This is a genomic window from Actinomycetota bacterium, from assembly GCA_028698215.1.
Classification (GTDB): domain Bacteria; phylum Actinomycetota; class Humimicrobiia; order Humimicrobiales; family Humimicrobiaceae; genus Halolacustris.
The window spans coordinates 1-16295 of the sequence record JAQVDY010000006.1; the positions used below are offsets into that span (position 1 = coordinate 1).

The 16295-nt window shown below is 45.8% G+C and carries 12 protein-coding genes, 1 pseudogene and 3 riboswitches; all 13 genes and pseudogenes read right to left on the minus strand.

The window, feature by feature from the left end:
* Positions 1 to 94 precede the first annotated feature (94 nt).
* Positions 95 to 1093 carry a hypothetical protein gene (locus PHN32_03030; protein MDD3776564.1) on the minus strand — a complete coding sequence of 333 codons (999 nt, stop codon included), beginning with the start codon at positions 1091 to 1093 and terminating at the stop codon, positions 95 to 97.
* Positions 1094 to 1135: 42 nt separating this feature from the next.
* Positions 1136 to 1220, minus strand: a riboswitch (cyclic di-GMP riboswitch).
* Positions 1221 to 1341: 121 nt separating this feature from the next.
* A complete protein-coding gene (locus PHN32_03035) occupies positions 1342 to 4965 on the minus strand; it encodes a prealbumin-like fold domain-containing protein (GenBank protein ID MDD3776565.1) in 3624 nt (1207 codons plus the stop codon).
* Between the two features lie 41 nt (positions 4966 to 5006).
* Positions 5007 to 5090, minus strand: a riboswitch (cyclic di-GMP riboswitch).
* A gap of 74 nt (positions 5091 to 5164) precedes the next feature.
* Positions 5165 to 5323, minus strand: coding sequence for a hypothetical protein (locus tag PHN32_03040; protein ID MDD3776566.1), 159 nt, complete (start codon positions 5321 to 5323; stop codon positions 5165 to 5167).
* An 81-nt stretch (positions 5324 to 5404) separates the two neighbouring features.
* Positions 5405 to 5488, minus strand: a riboswitch (cyclic di-GMP riboswitch).
* A gap of 350 nt (positions 5489 to 5838) precedes the next feature.
* Positions 5839 to 6660 (minus strand): transporter substrate-binding domain-containing protein, encoded by an 822-nt coding sequence (locus PHN32_03045; protein MDD3776567.1) that lies wholly within the window; start codon positions 6658 to 6660, stop codon positions 5839 to 5841.
* Between the two features lie 10 nt (positions 6661 to 6670).
* The gene (locus tag PHN32_03050; protein ID MDD3776568.1) at positions 6671 to 8512 is read right to left on the minus strand and encodes an ASKHA domain-containing protein; all 1842 of its coding nucleotides are present in this window, start codon (positions 8510 to 8512) and stop codon (positions 6671 to 6673) included.
* Entirely contained in the window at positions 8499 to 8930 is a 432-nt protein-coding gene (gcvH, locus tag PHN32_03055) for a glycine cleavage system protein GcvH (GenBank protein MDD3776569.1), read from the minus strand. The genes PHN32_03050 and gcvH overlap by 14 nt, the downstream gene beginning before the upstream one ends.
* 6 nt (positions 8931 to 8936) lie before the next feature.
* Positions 8937 to 10127, minus strand: a complete 1191-nt coding sequence (locus PHN32_03060; protein ID MDD3776570.1) for a (Fe-S)-binding protein — start codon at positions 10125 to 10127, stop codon at positions 8937 to 8939.
* Between the two features lie 22 nt (positions 10128 to 10149).
* Positions 10150 to 11529 carry an FAD-linked oxidase C-terminal domain-containing protein gene (locus PHN32_03065; GenBank protein ID MDD3776571.1) on the minus strand — a complete coding sequence of 460 codons (1380 nt, stop codon included), beginning with the start codon at positions 11527 to 11529 and terminating at the stop codon, positions 10150 to 10152.
* A 55-nt stretch (positions 11530 to 11584) separates the two neighbouring features.
* Positions 11585 to 12865 (minus strand): nickel-dependent lactate racemase, encoded by a 1281-nt coding sequence (larA, locus tag PHN32_03070; GenBank protein ID MDD3776572.1) that lies wholly within the window; start codon positions 12863 to 12865, stop codon positions 11585 to 11587.
* Between the two features lie 3 nt (positions 12866 to 12868).
* On the minus strand, positions 12869 to 13417 hold the full coding sequence (locus PHN32_03075) for a BMC domain-containing protein (GenBank protein MDD3776573.1): 549 nt from the start codon (positions 13415 to 13417) through the stop codon (positions 12869 to 12871).
* A 127-nt stretch (positions 13418 to 13544) separates the two neighbouring features.
* Positions 13545 to 13808 (minus strand): annotated as a pseudogene (locus PHN32_03080) (BMC domain-containing protein).
* A 24-nt stretch (positions 13809 to 13832) separates the two neighbouring features.
* On the minus strand, positions 13833 to 15251 hold the full coding sequence (locus PHN32_03085; GenBank protein ID MDD3776574.1) for an aldehyde dehydrogenase: 1419 nt from the start codon (positions 15249 to 15251) through the stop codon (positions 13833 to 13835).
* A gap of 34 nt (positions 15252 to 15285) precedes the next feature.
* The gene (pduL, locus tag PHN32_03090) at positions 15286 to 16287 is read right to left on the minus strand and encodes a phosphate propanoyltransferase (GenBank protein ID MDD3776575.1); all 1002 of its coding nucleotides are present in this window, start codon (positions 16285 to 16287) and stop codon (positions 15286 to 15288) included.
* Positions 16288 to 16295: the final 8 nt, after the last annotated feature.

Below are 16295 nucleotides of genomic sequence, written 5' to 3' on the forward strand. Positions count from 1 at the left end.
TTTTTTATGATTTTTTCTAATTTTACAAGAGTTATTAAAAGAGCATCTTAATTTCTTAAGATGCTCTTATGTAATTAACCTATTCTATCCGGTCTTACTTCTTAACCCTCTGAGGCTTAAGCCTTAAGGCTAAGAATGCTCCACCTACAGCTATAAGCAGCAGCCCTGCTACTGAATACAGCCAGTTAAACCCGGTGTAAGGAAGTTCTTCAGAAACACCCAGTACTTCTATAACCGGTGCTGCCTCTTCATCAATACCAGCTACTTCCACCTCTGGTGGTGGTGGTGGAGGTGGAGGTGGAGGTGGAGGTGGTGGTGGTGGAGGAGGCGGCGGTGGCGTATCTCCGGGATCATTTACAAAAGTAACCGAATTAAGAGTCTGCCCGTCTTCCACAGCTTGTATTGGACCCAATCTTCCTGCAGCATTTAGCCCAGGAGTGACATTATCCCATCCAGCAGAACTGGTTTCAACAACCCAATAATCAGTCTCCAGATCCAAATCACAAGCAGTTGCACTACCACTGGTGTCGGTAGCAACATCTATTGTTATTTCTAACCCAGATTTAACAGCAGTGCCTGCGGTCGCATCATCATAGACATCAAAGGTAAAGGTATATTCGCCTGTATCAGGTATATCCCCTGTAATATTCTTTATTATCTCTAGGCAGCCTGTCTCTGGTGGAGGTGGTCCGTCGCATTTATAATAGAAAATAATATGGCTTATATCTTTGCGATTTGGACCATCAAGATTTGTTTCGGTGACTGTTACTGTTTTTGTGCCTATGCCTTCTATTTCAATATAACTAAAACCTTCAACAATCCCATAAGAGCCATCACTTGTTACTTCAATGCTAGAAGTACCTGCTTTTATAACAACCTTATTAATAATACAATCACCATCAGAAGTTAATGAAAAACTGTCTTTTTGGTCTTCTGTGTTCGATAGATCGCTCCCTTCATATTTTTTCCAATCATTACCTTCCTCAGTAGGATTATCCCAGTCTAAATTTATAGAAGCTGCAAATAAAGCAGCCGGTATACTAAACATAATCACTACTGCCAAAACTAAAACTATAATTAATAACCTTTTCATAAGACATCTCCTTTCTAATCTATTTTGTTATAAAAAAAACCGGCCAAATTTAGCCGGTTACGCTACTTGCTCCACTTCCCCCAAGCGTCCAGTTTCCGGGAAAAGCCTCATTGCTTCCAAACTGTATTATTCTATAACTATTATATTACAAAACTATTATAATTCACTAATATCCGCGCTGTCAACAAATCTTTTTTTATCAAAGCGGGCAGGTAAATTGTATCCACCTGCCCGCCTACCCCAATATATTATATAAAATATTCTACCTTTTCTTTTCTTCTAAACCACTGGATAAGCAGTACGCCGCCCAGCACCAAAACCAGCCCGGCAATATAGTACCATTTGCTGTAGCCGGTATAAGGCAGCTCCTCGGTTATACCCAAAACCTCTATTACCGGGGGTTCGCTTATTCCCAGGACCTCAACTTCTTCATCCTCTTCTTCATTTAAGAAATATACATCGGTATCAGAGCCCCCGCTAACTATAGCTCCTATAGATCCTGTCTCGGTCCAGGCAGCCCCATCGTAAGACACCGAGGTGGCAAAACCGGTAGTAGTTTCTGTTATGGTATAGGTGCCCGGCTCTATGTTGGCAAAGGTAGCGGTACCTGCACCCTGTATGGTCACTGTCTGGGCCGGCACTGTATTTATGGAGAAGTTAAATACGGTATCAGCATCTACTCCCTCCCCTATTATCTTATGTACGGTTATGGAACCAGGTATTTCAATTACGGTATCATTTAAGAAATAAACATCGGTATCCTGGCCATCCTCTACCTCAGCGGCAATAGTTATACCGGGAGTCCAGCCGCCGGCGGTATAGGAAACATAGGTGGAATAACCGGTAGTAGCCTCGGTAATAGTATAGGTATTGCCTGCCAGCAGGCCGGTAAAGGTTGCAGTGCCTTCTCCGGTAATAGTAGCAGTCTGCACCGGTGTAGTGTTAATAGAGAAAGTAAAAGTAGGAGTACCTACTGCCGGTGAGGCCACTAAGGCACCTAAGCCTGCACCAAACAGCTTATGTACGGTTATGGAGCCCGTTCCGGGATCATTTTCAAAATCAGCAGTAGCTGCCTGCCCGGGATCAACTGCTGCTACTACTGCAATCCTGTTACCGGCTCCGGGAACTACATTAGTGCCCGGTCCAGCTATTTCTTCCACATAATAGGTCTGTCCCAGAATTAAGCCGGAAACAGAGACGGTGCCGCTAGTGGCTCCATTTATGGTTAAGCTGGCAGTGGCTACCTGGTTGCCTCCAGATTCAGCATCAAATATTCCAAACTGGAAAGTGCCCGAACTGGCAACTCCTCCTGTAAAAGCTTTGTTTATTAAGATAGAGCCGCCTATATCATTTACAAAATAAGCGGTATTGGCAGTTTCGGCACTATCGGCAGCCACCACTGCCACCCTGCCGCTGCCAGGTATGGTATTGGTGCCAGGGCCGGAAACCTCTTGCAGGTAATAGGTAGTTCCAGGTACTAACTCTTCACTGGATATGGTTTTAGATCCATTAGTGCCCTGGGTAATGGTAATGGTGGTAGAAGCAATAGCCGTACCTCCGGTTTCTGCCTGGTACACTTCAAAACCAAAAGTACCAGAACCGACTTGTCCCTCCAGGAATGATTTATCGATGGCCAGGTACCCGATCACTTCTTCATTGTTAAATACTGCTTCCGCTGAATCATCATCTTCAGTTAAGGTAAAGCTGGTACCGCTGCTGGAAGCAAGCGACCAGCCGGTAGGTATGTTAATCTCACTTATGCTAAACTGGGTACCCAGCGGCACTTCAAAGGGGCCGTAGCTGGCAGAAGTGCTGCCGGCAGGTATGGTAACTCCCATTGGCTCAGATATGCCGGCTGCATCCGGAGTTATGTCAAAGTAGAAAGTAATATCTGCGTCCAATGCCTGGCCTATGTTTTTAGTTATGGTTACCTGGCCTTTAGCCGTGTTGGGGGTATTGGTAAAACTAACCTGGGAAGTAGAGCCTACGGTAACCGAAGCACTCTTTCCGGCAGGAAGGCTAAAAGATGCACTGGCATCTCCCCCGGTTTCAGTAACCAGGTAATCGCCGGCGGGAAGGTTTCCCACTGTGGTTGACTGGTTGTAAGGGCCGCCTTCCGGAACGGTGATAGATACGGTAGTGCTATAGGGGTCAGCTACATTCTGCTGGACAATGGTAAAGTTAAAAGTACCATACAGGCCATCGGTGGTAGCTTTATTTATTTTTATGGAACCGTACTGGTCATTGGGGGTATTGGTAAAGCTGGCAGTAGCAGTTGCCCCTGCAGTTACGGTTACTGTCTGGTCTGCCGGCAGGCTAAAGGAAGCGCTTTCATTGGTGGACCCTACCTCTTTTACGGTGTAGCTGCCCGGCTCCAGGTCAGATACAGTGGCAGAGCCGCTGTAGTTTCCGCCGCCGCCGGTAATGGTAATAGAGAGCTGATCTCCTACCTTGTTTCCATTTCCATCCAATATTTCAAACAAAAAGGTTCCGGTTAAGCCTCCGGTAGTAGTTTTATTAATCTTGATAGCACCCTTCTGGCTTTCCTTGGTGTTGTTAAACACTGCAGTGGCAGTACTGCTGTCACTGCTTAAGGTAAAGCTGGTACCGCTGCTGGAAGCAAGCGACCAGCCGGTAGGTATGTTAATCTCACTTATGCTAAACTGGGTACCCAGCGGCACTTCAAAGGGGCCGTAGCTGGCAGAAGTGCTGCCGGCAGGTATGGTAACTCCCATTGGCTCAGATATGCCGGCTGCATCCGGAGTTATGTCAAAGTAGAAAGTAATATCTGCGTCCAATGCCTGGCCTATGTTTTTAGTTATGGTTACCTGGCCTTTAGCCGTGTTGGGGGTATTGGTAAAACTAACCTGGGAAGTAGAGCCTACGGTAACCGAAGCACTCTTTCCGGCAGGAAGGCTAAAAGATGCACTGGCATCTCCCCCGGTTTCAGTAACCAGGTAATCGCCGGCGGGAAGGTTTCCCACTGTGGTTGACTGGTTGTAAGGGCCGCCTTCCGGAACGGTGATAGATACGGTAGTGCTATAGGGGTCAGCTACATTCTGCTGGACAATGGTAAAGTTAAAAGTACCATACAGGCCATCGGTGGTAGCTTTATTTATTTTTATGGAACCGTACTGGCTTACAGGATTATTAACAATATTATGGCCCAGGGCAACTTCTGAACCATCTGCACTGGTAGTTACTTCATACCAGCCGTTATCTGCAGAATATCCGGCGGGAGCACTTATCTCATGAACAAAATAAGTAGTATTTATATTCAGGTTACCAAAAATGACCTTACCCCCGCTGGAGGTTTTCCTGTCTATCTCTGAACCTGTATCATTATTAATGCTATATAAACCTATAACTGCTCCGTCCAGAGCATTTCCCAGATTATCCACCTTGTTTACCTTAATAGAAGCCTGGGGGGGTTGGGTGCAATCAAGGTAAAAGGTTATATGGCTTATTTCCTGGATCATATTGGAGTCGCCCAGCCTGGTAACCGTAGCGCTGCTGGTACCTACCCCGCTAACCTGGTAAGCCAGTTCGGTAGGAGCAGGATCACTGCCCTCTTTTACCCAGTAGGTGACACTGCCGTCATCATGCTGGATATAACCATATTTACCATTACCTAAACTGGGGCTGTCTCCCCATTTACCGGCTTTTATCAGTACACCAGTTATGATGCATCCGTCTGCGGTATGGGTAACTCCATCCTTGACACCACCGTCATACTTAATCCAGCCATCACCTTCTTCGATGCCGGAATCAGCAAAAACGGTATTGATTGGTACTAGTAGCATCAACAGCCCTACCACCACCATAAAGGATGCCAATTTGGTTCCTATTGAATATTTGCTTCTCTTAAACATGTGACCCCCCATTTATGTTAAGTTCTTAAAATAAAAAAACCGGCTGAATTAGCCGGTTACGCTACTTGCTCCACTTTTCCCAAGCGTCCAGATTGAGGAAAAGCTTCAAAGCATCTAAACTATTAAAACATATTTTATAATACTATTAGTATTTAATTATATTTGTTTGATGAACTCCTTGTCAAATTTTTTTTCTTTTTTATTTACCATACTTGAAATCCTTGGATCCCTTAACATGTTTCCAGTGTGATAGTCTTCTTTTAGATACCCAAATCCTGGCCATGATTAAAATACCCGCTGCCGCTAAGCAAAGACCTATTACTGAAAACAAAGGATCAAACCCTATACTGGTAAACACTTTTTTACTTCCTTAATTTTTTGGAGCCTGACAATATCGGCAATCCCCTCAAGCCCCAATTTTTAAAGCACAAAAAAAACCGGCCTAATTAGCCGGTTACGCTACTTGCTCCACTTTTCCCAAGCGTCCAGGTTGAGGAAAAGCTTCAAAGCATCTAATTAATTTATGTTTTATTAATTTTAATACAAAGTCACCCTAAAAATCAAAATATATTTTATTTTTTTTCAATTTTATAAACCATTAATTTTATATATTAATTTATATATAAATACTTGACAAACATAATCATATTTATTATCATTAAATGTATTAATACTTTTATATTTAATAATATAAAAGATTATACGAAAACAAGGCATAAAAAAGAGGGGAGTCAATTTTAAAAAGCCTGGACGCCACTTTTTAACGACTCCCCTCAATAAGCATAGTATCATACAAATATTATAGTTTGCAATCAAATTTTATTTTATAATTTTTAGACTTGCTACAAACCTTAGCTGTATAAAAAAATTACCCTACTGTAGCACAAACCACTTATCATAAATTTCAGCAGCAGTTCCATCCTGGGCCATCTGGGCGATAGCCTGGTTTATATCTTCTAATATTTGCGAATTCTTGCCCATGGCAATTACAAAATCACGCTTGGATTTAATGGTGTCCAATACCCGGTAAAGCATTCCATCCTGGTTTAGAATATTAATGGCAATAGGCTTTGAAATTAAAACCCCCTCTATATTCTTAGCCTTAAGATCGTCCATCATAACCTTTATATCCTCATAATCGGCTATCCTGTACCTGGCCAATACCTCTTCGGACAAGCCCTCCTTGGCGGTCCTTAATATGCCCACATCCTTGCTGGCCATATCTTCCTTAATCATTATCTGGGTATCACTTAAACTTATCAGTAAATACTCCAAAGTATAATAGGCATCAGAATAATCAACTGCATTCTTTTTATCCTCCAAAATTGGCAGGGCAGAAATAGCCAGGTCAATGTTGCCCGCATCCAGCTCCTGGTAAAGGGAATCATAGGCTACGGATTTTATCTCTATCTCTTTTCCCAGCCTGTTTCCGATTTCGGTAATGACATCTATGTCAAAACCTTCAGCCTTGCCCTCCTGGTTTAAAAACTCAAAAGGGGGATAGGAGGTATCTGTGCCCACTGTAAGCTTGGGAACCTTGCTTAAATCACGGCCGGTCCCATTGGCAGACATGCTGCTGGCCAGCTCGGTTACCCGGCAGCTTACTACCGGTGACATTAGTACTATTAAAACCACTAATGCTGCGGACAGCACCAGTGCTGAAATTACTCTTTTACTCCATTTTATCTTAATCATTACTGGTCCTTTAAAAAATCTCTTCCGGTTCAGGAAAACCTAAACTATTTACAAAATATTCATTGAACTTGGGATGGGTGGTTAATTCCAAATAATTAATTTTCTTAGCCAGGTTTTCTGCTTTCTTCCTGTATTTGGATGAAACCAAAACCTGCTTGGCCCCTACTCCGGCAGCATTACCAACCTGTACAATCTTTCCTAGATCCACCTGGGGAAACATGCCTATGTTTATGACATTCTTGGGGTCTATATAGGAGCCGAAGGCTCCGGCAATTATAATTTTGTCTATCTGGGTAAAGTCTATCTGGGCATTATCTAGCAGTATATCTATGCCCGTTCTCATGGCTCCCTTGGCCAGCTGGATCTCCACGATATCCTTCTGCCCGATAGAAACATAGTCCCGGCCTGGCTTGCCGGACAATAGATACTGCATCCCTTCCTGCTCATCTTTAAAAATACAATTAGAATCCTGGACAAACTTGCCCCTGGTATCTATAAGGTTAGCCTTTCTTAATTCGGCTATACAGTCCAGTATGCCAGAACCACAAATACCGGAAGGCTCCTTGTCGCCTATGGTCTGAATGGAAGGCTGGCAGGTGGCTGAGTCTATGGCCACCCTTTCAATGGCCCCGGGAGCAGCCCTCATCCCGTAACGGATATGGGCTCCCTCAAAAGCAGGCCCGGAAGCAGTGGATACACTGGTAATTCCACTGCTGGTCTTTAAGGCAATCTCGGTATTGGTGCCAATATCAATACCTATAATATTTCCCTTAAGCTGGTCAATATCTGCAGCCAAAACCATAGCCAGGTGGTCAGAACCCACAAACCCGGCAATAGGTGGAAGCAGGTAGACATATCCTCCGGGGGCAATATTTATTCCCAGCTGCCAAGCCTTAACGCTTAAAGCCTGTCCGGTTAAAGACACAAAGGGAGAAAGGCTTAGCTGCCTTACCGGCAAGCCCAGGAACAGGTGGTGCATGGCGGTATTGGCTACCAAGGTTATCTCATTTATCTGTTTCCGGTCAATCTGGTGATCCTGGCAAAGCTTTCCTATAGCCTGGTCAATACCTGAAGTAACCACTTCCTGTATTTTTTTTAGGCTGTCCCCACCTGCCAGGGCAAAATTAAGCCTGGACATCACGTCTTCACCGTAAGATATCTGGGGATTCATTATACCCCTGCTGCCCAAGGTAGCTCCGGTAGACAGGTCCACTAAAAGAGCCGCAATCTTGGTAGTGCCTAAATCTATGGCCACGCCATAATTATGGCCAGCCTGATTTCCGCCCTCGACATTAATGATTTCTGTGCCCCGCAAGCTAACCGTTACCTTCCACCCGTTATCCCTTAAGGTTTGGGGCAGCAGCGAAAGGGCTTTAAAGTCAATATTATCAGCCTTAACCTTATAATTTTTTTCCAGCAGGCCAGCTATGCGGTCAAAGTCAGGGGTAACATCTTCCAGGGTAGCCGGGCTAACCTCCACCCAGTATTTTTGGCATACTGGATCAGGCTCTACCTCCCTGCCGGTACCGGAAACCTGTAGTTTCTGCTCTTCGCTTAAAGAAGAGGCAGGTATGTAGATATTAAGGTCCCGGTCAAATACCTGCTGGCAGGCCAGCCGTACCCCCTTGCTTATCTCTTCCGGTAAAAGAACCTTTTTTTCCTGGCCGCTTACCGCAGTATCAGCAGCATCCAGAACTATTATCCTGCACTTGCCGCAGGTTCCCTTGCCTCCGCAGACAGACTTAATGCCAATCCCTGCTTCTAATAAAGCTTCCAAGCCATTGGCAGGCCGGTCCAAGTAGAGCCTTTTTCCTATAGGCTCCACCTCTATTCTGATTTTATTTTTGGCCATGCTTCTCAGATTCTTCCTTTATAAACTGTTCGAACTCAGGCCCAGCTTTCATCAGGTTGGCTAAGTCTTCATCCAGGTTGTCCGGTTTTATCTTAGCTATCCAGCCTTCATCATAAGGAGACTCATTGATGAGCTCCGGTTCATCTTCCAAATCTTCATTTACCTCTACTATTTCTCCGGTAACCGGGGCATAAAGCTTGCCTACCCATTTGCCTGATTCCAGGCTGGAAAAAGGCTTGCTCTGCTCTACCTTGGCTCCGGCCAGGGGCAGCTCTATATAGACTATATCACCAGCCAGTTTCTGGAAGAAATCAGTAGCTCCCATAATTACCATGCCGTCGTCATCTGCCTTGGCCCAGAAATGGTTTTTTTCATAATAAAGGTCATCTAAAAATTCATATCCTGCTATTTCCATCATTTCCTCCTATTTTTTGCTTTCCAAACTATTTAATACCAGTTCGGCTATATCCCAGACCTTAATTTTTTTATTAAGGTCTTTTTTCTTTTTCTTCAATGCGGTAGATATGGTTCGCTCACACTGCTGGCAGCCCGATATTACCACGTCCGCATCCGTTTCTATTATCTCCCGGGCTTTACTGCCGGCAATTTCAGCCGCCAGGTCCGCATCCAGCGATTCCAGGTTGCCGCCTCCGCCGCAGCAATTAGCCTTAGCCCTGTTTTTGGCCAGCTCTACAAACTGCAGCCCCGGCACCGCCCCTATAACTTCCCTGGGTTCCTCAAATACCCCCGAGTTTCTGCCCAGGTCACAGGGGTCATGATAAGTAACTTTAATGTCCATGGGACCCAGGTCCAGCCTGCCCTCTTTTATCAGGGACAGCAGGTACTGGGATATGTGCATAACCTCAAAATCCATATCCTCTCCTGCCAGCTGGCTGTATTCATGCTTCCAGGTATGGTAACAGGAAGGGCAGGAAGTTACAAGAATTTTTGCTCCTTTTTGCTTAACCGTGGCTATGTTAAACCGGGCCAGCTCCCTGGCTTCCTCTTCCATCCCCGCTGAAAGCAGGGGAAATCCGCAGCACCATTCCTGTTCTCCCAGCAAGGTAAAATCCACTTCAGCCTGCTGGAAAATCTGGATAATGGACCGGGGAATGGAAAAGGTGCGGGGTGAAAAAGAAGAGACACAGCCCACAAAGTAGACCACTTCCGCCTTATCCTTTAGAAATTGCTCCGGCTCTGCCCCCGGAAGCTGCTTTACCCAGTCAGCCCGCCCTTCATTGGTATCAAAGGTCACATTATGGCCTTCTGCTATACGTTTTTTTAACATATCCAGAACTTCCGGATAACGGTGGCTGTCCACCAGGTCCAGCCGGGCTGCTTTAAATATTTCCTTTAAATCTACCCCGCTGGGGCATTCATTGGCACAATAATTACACAGGGTACAGGTATAAATCTTTTTTGAAATTTTATCCGTATAGCCAATAGTCCCTTTTTCTACCGCTTCCAATAAGCTTAATTTCCCCCGGGGAGTAACACTTTCATCCAAAGTCTGCTTGTAAATAGGACAAACTGCCAGACAGTTGCCGCACCTGCTGCAGTTAAACAGGGCGTCGGACAGGTTAGCTATATTTATTTTTGATTCTTTTTTTACCATATCCTTACCTTATGTTTATAGGTTAACTGTCAAAATACATTTTGCCTGGATTCAAGATATTATCAGGGTCAAACGCTTTTTTAACCCTTTTCATCAGGCCGAAAACATCATCGCTTATTTCCATCTTAAGGTACTTGGCTTTGCTGATGCCGATGCCATGCTCACCGGACAGGGTCCCTCCCAGGGCAATAGTGGCTTCAAATATCTCTTCAATGACCTTTTCCACTTTTTCCTGCTCCTCCGGTATCCTCAGATCGGTAAGCAGGGTGGGATGCAGGTTTCCATCCCCGGCATGGCCAAAAGTGCCAATCATCATATCATATTTCTGGGCTATGGCATTAACTGCCTCTACCAGTTCCACTATCCTGCTGCGGGGAATGGTGGCATCTTCCAATATAGTAGATGGTTTAACCCTGGCCAGCGAAGACAAGGCCGCCCTGCGCGCCGCCCATATGGTATCCCTTTCCTGGGCCGATGTAGCTACCTGGCAGGATGATGCATTATTTTTCTGGCAGACCTTCTTTACCGTTTCTGCTTCCGCTTCCACCGCTCCCTGCTGCCCGTCTACCTCTATCAGCAGCATGGCCCCTATACTCCTGTCCAGGCCTATGCCCAGATAGTCTTCAATGGCATTTATGGTCACATTATCCACAATTTCCAAGGTGGCGGTGATAATTCCCTCCGCCACTATATCCCTTACTGTCTGGGCCGCATCAGTAAGCTGGCCAAACAAAGCCAGCAGGCTGGCCCTGGCCGGAGGTACCGGAAGCAGTTTTAAGGTAGCCCTGGTAACAATACCCAAGGTACCTTCTGAACCAACTATAAGGTCCTTTAAATTATAGCCGGTCACCCCTTTGACCGTCCTGGTTCCCAGGTTAACTATCTCCCCGGTAGGAAGCACCACTTCCATGCTGCTGACATAATCCTTGGTTACCCCATACTTCAGGCCTCTCAGCCCCCCGGCATTTTCAGCAATATTTCCTCCAATGGTAGAGCAATTCATACTCCCCGGATCGGGAGGATAAAAAAGATTATACTTTCTGGCAGCCAGGTCGACCTCTTCAGTAATGGCCCCTGCCTCTGCCTCTATTAGCAGGTCCACCGGGTTGACCTCAAAAATACGGTTCATGTTAACCGTGGCCAGTATCAGTCCCCCTTTTACCGGCAGGCAGCCGCCGCTTAACCCGGTAGCTGCTCCCCGGGGAGTAACCGGGATGCCCTCCTGGTAGGCCAGCTTCATTACCTGGCTGACCTGTTTTGCATTCTGGGGTCTTACCACCGCCTCCGGAAGGTACTCCAGGCGGGTGGAATCATAGCTAAAAGCAATCATATCCTCCGGATCAGTAAACACAAAATCCTGGCCGACAATTTCCTGTAATTGTTGCAGATACTTTTTTTTCATGTTATTTACCTGTTATTGTTGATAAAAAAAGTATTGGGTAGGTGGCGATGGGAAACTATTTTTTTAGAAATGGCATAACATAAGGCCCTTCTGGAATTACGGTAACTTTTGCATCTTTCCCATACCGGGCAAACCCAATATCTAAAGCTTCCGAAACCGAATTAACCAATTTAAGGGTATCTTCAGGTATACCCTGGCCGCAGTCCGTCAGGCAATGGCTGTACAAATATATCTCCGCTTTTTTCCTGGCCTTTGCCAGCTCTTCCAGCTCCCACTGGTCTATTTTAAAATAGTCGGTATTGCAGATCCTGTCCATGAACCGGCCTAAATCCTTTTCTGATTTTAGGAGCTGTGTAAATTCCTGGCTGCCTATTTCCTGGATGCACTGGGCAGCAATAATTATCATGCCGTCCTGTTTTACCGCAGGCAGGCAGCCTACCATGCCTTTTACAGCCTGATAGACATTTACATCCAGGGGCAGGCCGCCTCCGGTAGTAATAACTATATCTGCCTCCTGGCTAATTTCTGCCCTGCTGGACTTAAGGCAGAACTCTGCCCCCTGCCGGTGGGCCGTTACCAGGTCACCGCAGAATATGCCGGTAACCTGCTTTTCCTTGTTAATAGTCACATTTACTATAAAATCTACCCCTGCTTTCTTTGCTATTTCAGTAGCCTCTTCATGGAAGGGATTGCCGTCCAGCACCCCGGTGGTGGAATGGCTGGACTCCAGTATGGCCGGGCCATGAAAGTATTTAAACATATCCATATAGCTAATGCCGGGGCATATGGATTTTCTTCCTCCAGAAAAACCGGCCATAAAATGGGGTTCGATCAAGCCGGTTAAAATTTTAAAGTCAGCTTTTAGGTAATTCTTATTTAAAATGACGGGAGTGCCCTGGGAAGTCTGCCCAATATCCTGGCAAGACTGACGGTCCCGGGCATCATGATTTATAATGCGGTAGGTTTCAGCTATGTTTTTGCCTACCAGCTGTTCTAACTCTTTACCTACATTGGGCCGGTGCAGCCCGGTAGCAATGAGTATGGTAATGTTTTCCCGGGCTATGCCATAGCTTTCCAGCTCCGCCAGAAGCACCTCTAAAATCAACCGGGTAGGCACTGCCCTGGTGGAATCTGAAATAATGATACAAACATCTTTTTTGCCTGCCACCAGTTTCTCCAGCGGCTGGCTGTCAATGGGGTTTTTAATACTTTCAGCGATTTTCTGCTCAGGATGGTCCACCGGTTTAGTGGGCCTGGTTTCCAGCACATACAGCAGGTTCCTTTCCGGAACCTCTACCTCTAGTTTGGTATTGCCGTAATCTAGTTTTATTCCCATAATTTACATTATTGCCCTATACAAATCCTTATGTGGTGATGCTATTACCCTGTAATCTACTAAAAAATCTTTTTCCCGGGCATAAGATATGGCTGCCGAAATTGATTCATTAACTGAAGATACATCACCATTGATTATGACCATATTTTTGCCGCCAATAGCCCTGGCGATCCTTATCTCTACCAGGTCTACCGATGTAGCTTTAACCGCAGCATCCGCAGCCACGATAATAGAAGGCGAAGTAAGGGTTTCTACCACGCCTATGGACTTCCATTCCTTTACCTCCGAAGCCTGGTTGATAGCAGAAAACAGCTCGGGGTAAACATTGGATACAGCCCCATAATCTATGATAAAGTTTTCATTTTCATCTACTACTACCTGCAGGGAATTGGATACAGCGCTAACGCTGCCCGCAAATACAATATAATATTTTCCCGGACAGATGGTTTTAGCATCCAATATCCTTACATCTGAGGCCTTGACCAGAGTATCTATGGCCCCAATTCCAATAGCAATACTGCGAAACTCTACAATTCCAATAGACTTTTCCATTAATCTAATTCCGCCCTATCTATTTTTTGTTTTTCTTCTTTCCGCCGCTTACCTTGGCCGGTTTTTCCTGTTTACGGCTTCGTGACCGGGGAAAAGTGCCCTTGCCGTCACGAACCATCTTGCCCGATATAATTTTTTCCAAATCAGGATGAGGCCTGGGTATTATATGTACACTTATGATTTCTCCAATCCTCTTGGCTGCTGCTGAGCCTGAGTCCAAAGCAGCCTTAACTGCGCCTACATCGCCGGATATGATTACGGCAGCATAACCGCTGCCTACATAAGCCTTGGATATAAGCTTAACATTGGCCGCCTTTACCATAGCATCTGCAGCTTCGGTGGCCCCCACCAGTCCCCTGGTTTCAATAAGTCCTATTGCTTCCCCGTTCATCGGTTAAAATCTCCTTTCAAAGCCCTATTTCACAAAGTTCATAGAGCGGTACATAGTTATTTTTCGCTGCCTGGTGAAAGTCCTGGGGGTGGTATGCCCTTCCCCGGTAGCACCAGCCAGGGTCCAGGATGTTCCGCCTGTGGCCAGGGTTCCGGCGCTTCTTTGAGAAGCCCCGTTGACAATAAAATTAGTAGTGCCGATCTTCTGGCCATAATAGGTTATACGGCTCAGGTCTTTGGAATGGACCATAGCGGTATGCCTGAAACCATGCTCTACTTCACAGGCCATATCTACTGCCTGCTCAAAGGTATCTGCAATCAATATGGGCACTATGGGCATAAGCTGCTCATGCTGTACCAGCGGATGGGAAATGGAATCTGCCACAAACACCGCCAGCTTAACCGAGTTGTCCACATTGATGCCTGCCTGCTGCAGGATTACCGGGCAATCCTTGCCCATCAATGGTTTAACTATCTCTCCATCTTTTACTACCAGACCGGTTACCTTGGCAGCCTGATCCGGGTTTAGTACCACTGTCTTGTTTTTAGCAATGGCAGAAAGGAACCTGTCAGCCACGCTTCTCAGTACAATAATTACCTTCTCGTCATTACACAATATATTGTTGTCAAAAGCAGCTCCAAAGGCGATTTCGCTGGCTGCCAGTTCGATATCTGCGGTATCGTCTACCACTGCCGGCGGATTGCCGGGTCCGGCGCCAATAGCCTTCTTGCCGCTCTTCATAGCCATATCCACTATCTGGGGCCCCCCGGTAGCACAAATTAAATTTATATCCGGGCTTTTAAACACGGCAGCTGCATTCTGCATCTTGGCTTCCCTGGTAGCGGTAATAAGGTTGGGAGGCCCGCCGGCATCCACTATAGCCTTATGAACTACCTTAAAGGATTCCAGGGTACACTTATTAGCTGCCGGATGAGGCAGGAATACCACTGAGTTTCCTGCGGAAACCATGATTATAGTATTATTGATAACCATGGGAGTAGGGTTGGTCATAGGAGTTATAGCCCCTATCACTCCCCATGGAGCCATCTCGAAAGTCTGGGTTCCGTCATCACTGCTAAAAGTGGTAACTTCCAGCTCTTCGGGACCCACTGTCCAATCGATAGCCACTCTTACCTTTTCTTTTTTATCCTCAAAGTTGCCCATCTTGGTTTCATCTACACTTAACCTGGCAAAGTTTTCTATATGCTTTCTGCATTCCCTGCGGATTGAATCCACTATCTTGTAGCGGATATCTTTACCCATAGCGGATAGTTGCTGTTGAGCTACTTTTGCTGCCTTTATGGCATCCTCAATATTATCAAACAAACCATCAGCAGAGGTAACCACAGATGAAGCCTTAAGGCTGGTAGAATTTTGGCTAACCGAAAGGTTATCCACCACACTTCTTACTATTCTCTCTACGGTTTTTTCATCTATAGCCACATCTTACCCCCTGTAAATTTCATTACTTTGTAAATCAATTGATCTTAATACCTCTTTCTTTTGCTTCGTCTCTAGCCAGCGGGGTTAATATAACATTGGGGCCCAAAGTTATGCCGGTATCCCTGTACTGGTCCAGGTCATCTGCAGTAATTACCAGTTTTCTGCCATTGCTGCTTTCAGGAGCCGATGGCACTTCTATTGTCTGGGCCTGGTCATTAGCAGAGCTTGAATTGATGCTTTTCAGTACATTGATATCAGTGATCTCTCCTGCATAACTGCCGTCAGGAATCTCCGGGGGAGTCCCATTGGCATTAGCCATCTGCGGCGCAATAGGGGCAATACAGGAAGCATCAACTACTTCTACCAAGCTGCCGTTAACAATATCAGCCGCATTGGCATCATCAGTATCCACATGCATCTCAGTTTTAAAATCAGGAGCAACCCTTACCTGCACATTATTAAAGGTAAGGCCTTTTGGCCCGGGTACCCTTACATCAACTTCATCATTGTCTTTTAGGCCAAAGTAGTTGGCATCCTCGGTACACATATGTATGTGACGGTTTGCCCTTATGACCCCTTCTTTTAGATAAACCACGCCTTTAGGTCCCACAATCACCGCGGAGGAAGTGCCCTCCAGCTTGCCGCTGGGCTTAACCGGGGCGTCTACCCCCAATATGATGCAGTCAGTTTTAGCCAACTCCACCTGTGACCTGTCCCTTAAAGGCCCCAGGATCCTCACATTCTGCAGGGCATTAAGTTTAGGTCCTACCACTGTGACTGTTTCTTTGGCTGCAAATCCGGGGTTATAAAGTTCCCTTAAGGGAGTAAGCTTGTAGCCCTTGCCAAACAATGTATCCAAATCTTCCTGGCAAAGGTGGACATGCCTTACTGATACCCCGCATACTATTTTCCTGTTACCTGTTTTTACCTGTCCCATATCCTGGCTAGCAACCGCCTTCTGAGGTACTTTTGGCTCGGACTGCAGTTTTTCCATTACGCTAATAACCACATCCCGAATTAGTTTTTCGGTATCCACTTTAAAAT